This is a genomic window from Psychrobacter pasteurii (assembly GCF_900162815.1).
In the GTDB taxonomy this organism is placed as follows: Bacteria; Pseudomonadota; Gammaproteobacteria; order Pseudomonadales; family Moraxellaceae; genus Psychrobacter; species Psychrobacter pasteurii.
This window is the reverse complement of record NZ_FUGD01000215.1, coordinates 1-337: the sequence shown is the minus strand read 5'-3', so window position 1 is coordinate 337 and position 337 is coordinate 1. Positions and strand designations below refer to the sequence as shown.

Genomic DNA, 337 nt, shown 5'->3' with positions numbered 1-337 from the left:
GTTTTTGCTCATTACAGCGAAATCGCAAGCTCAGGTTTCAAAACCCTAGCTGAAGGCCAAGAAGTTGAGTTCACAGTAACTCAAGGTGCTAAAGGCCCACAAGCCCACGGTATCACAGCTATCTAATAGCGAAGATGATTTAAGGTGATGATAATTTAAAAACATTACTTTGAATGAATCAAAAAAAACGAGCCCTTGGCTCGTTTTTTTTCGTCTGTACTTTTTGTCTTATTCTAAATTTATCACCGGTCGCCGTAAAACCACCCACTTCAGGGGGTGGATATAAGGCGACACACACTGTCGTAAGAAGTCGTTAAAGGGTTGTAAGTTGAAATTA

General features: G+C 40.4%; 1 protein-coding gene. It reads left to right on the top strand.

The window, feature by feature from the left end:
- On the top strand, window positions 1-126 hold a 126-nt coding region (locus A1232T_RS13490), incomplete at its 5' end, for a cold shock domain-containing protein (protein WP_167367091.1).
- Window positions 127-337: the final 211 nt, after the last annotated feature.